The 2,160-nt window shown below is 35.7% G+C and carries 2 protein-coding genes and 1 pseudogene; 1 reads left to right on the top strand and 2 read right to left on the bottom strand.

Annotation, left to right across the window (positions count from 1 at the left end):
- Positions 1-844: pseudogene (locus tag HGC4_RS03860) on the bottom strand (hypothetical protein); the annotation flags it as partial.
- 61 nt (positions 845-905) lie between these two features.
- The gene (locus HGC4_RS03855) at positions 906-1,775 is read right to left on the bottom strand and encodes a hypothetical protein (protein WP_050708808.1); all 870 of its coding nucleotides are present in this window, start codon (positions 1,773-1,775) and stop codon (positions 906-908) included.
- 201 nt (positions 1,776-1,976) lie between these two features.
- On the opposite strand from HGC4_RS03855, the gene HGC4_RS18890 reads away from it, so the two are divergent.
- Positions 1,977-2,160, top strand: a 184-nt coding sequence (locus HGC4_RS18890; RefSeq protein ID WP_221406862.1) for a hypothetical protein, incomplete at its 3' end; no start/stop codon positions are given.

Genomic DNA, 2,160 nt, shown 5'->3' with positions numbered 1-2,160 from the left:
CAGAACTTGAGTATTGACTTCTTATATATTCTCCAGAACTAACACTGCTTTGTAGAAATCCCAGCCGGATATCTATCTGATCCCCGGCATTACCTGAACATCCTAAAATTACATTAGTTAGATTTGAACCATTCAAACCTGTAATGCCAGTTGCCAGAGGAGATACCTGATAAAATATTTCACTTACATCATTTAATACATTATTAATCCAAAGACCCACATAAACAACCACTTTTCCTGCATTTTTAGGAATAATACCATTTCCTGAAACATCACTAAAAGTTGTATATAACTTTACATTAAAGGCATAGGATCCGGTCTCCGGTAAAACGAGATTCTCGGTTGCACCTCCTCTTGTTGAAGTGAAAGGCATAGATACCATACTGGATTGATTACCCCCACTAGCAAGTCCTGCTAGTACATTAGAACTTGCATAATAAAGAGAAATATATTTAGGAGGAATCTCATCCACTAGCCTCCGCCAAGCATTATTTCGCCAGACATAAACTCCAGGATATAGTTGATTCGTTGCATCCTGAACCGTATTATAGACAAGTGTACCATCAACAGCTGCAGCCACAGGTAGTTTTTGTGTAAGATTCGTTAAAGAAACCCTGTTCAATAACAACCCTTTATCGGTATCTGACAATTCCAATTGTATAGAAGGATTCATTGCGTCCGTAGCACTTCCTCCCATCTTACTTTTTCCTGAAATAAACATATCTCCCCGGACGTCTAAATCGAACAGTGGATTTATTATATTAATACCAACCTGACTATAGCCTTCTATAAAAAAAAGAAAGCCAACAATACTTAATAATAATTTATTTATATCTAATTTCATTTTATCTCATTTTTAATAAAAAAGCAATTTGCTTAAAATTCTACTATTACATTTTCTATTTTTATAATTTCCAGAAGAGCATAGTTGTTGCTGCGGAATAAGGATTCACAGAACTTGAGTATTGACTTTTTATATATTCTCCTGAACTAACACTTGCTTGTAGAAATCCCAACCGAATATCTATCTGATCCCCGGCATTACCCGAACATCCTAAAATTACATTGGTTAGATTTGAACTATTCAAACCTGTAGAGCCATTTGCCAGAGGAGATACCTGATAAAATATTTCACTTATATCATTTAATACATTGTTAATCCAAATACCCACATAAACAACCACCTTTCCTGCATTTTGGGGAATAATAGGACTTCCTGCAGCATTACAAAAATTTGCATATAACTTTACATTAAAAGCATAGGATCCGCTCTCAGGTAAAACGAGATTTTCAGCTGCACCTCCTCTTGTTGAAGTGAAAGGCATAGATACCATACTGGATTGATTATTTCCGGTAGCAGGTCCTGCTACCACATTAGAACTTGCATAATAAAGAGAAATTCCTTGCGTAGGTAGAAATCCCCAAAGCTCCCTCCATTGATTATCTTTCCAAAAATAAACACCGTCATCGAATTGATTAGATGCACCTCCTCCATCGTTATAGATAAGTGTACCAGTAACAGCTCCAGCCACAGGCGATTTTTGTGTAAGATTTGTTAAAGGAACTCGATTCAATAACAAGCCCTTATCGGCATCTGAAAGCTCTAATTGTATAGAAGGATTCATTACCGTAGCACCTCCAATTTTACTTTTGCCTGAAGCAAAAACATCTCCCCGTACATCCAAATCAAACCGGGGATCTTCGGTATTTATACCAATCTGAGACCAAAGACTTAAGCTCAGAGAGTACAAAATCAATAAAAAAGTTTTTCTCATTTGTTATTTTATATTAGTTAGTAAATTTTTATTAGTAAATGGGATACTGTCGGACATACCTTCGCCAACAGCTTCAATTTATTAGGATAGCCAGAATAATAAAAGCAATAACAAGACAGTTCAAACAAATTGTTATGCAGTAAGTTATAAGAAAGCAGCAGCATGTAATCACTACACACCGCTGCCGGACATAGCTGTGCCATGGATAAACGGAAATATCGTACTGATTTTGAACGACTACAAAAAAACAAATCAGAAATACGAAAACGTTTACCTGAACAACTATCGATATATGTATTGGGGGGATATGTAAAAGTTGAAAAGAATACGTATAAAAAACACAATAACAGAAAAAGGCGGATTACTCCGCCTAAAATATCTTTAT

This window comes from Dysgonomonas sp. HGC4, assembly GCF_001261715.1.
Lineage (GTDB): Bacteria > Bacteroidota > Bacteroidia > Bacteroidales > Dysgonomonadaceae > Dysgonomonas_A.
The sequence above is the reverse complement of the archived record's forward strand: the minus strand, read 5'-3'. Positions and strand labels throughout refer to the sequence as shown.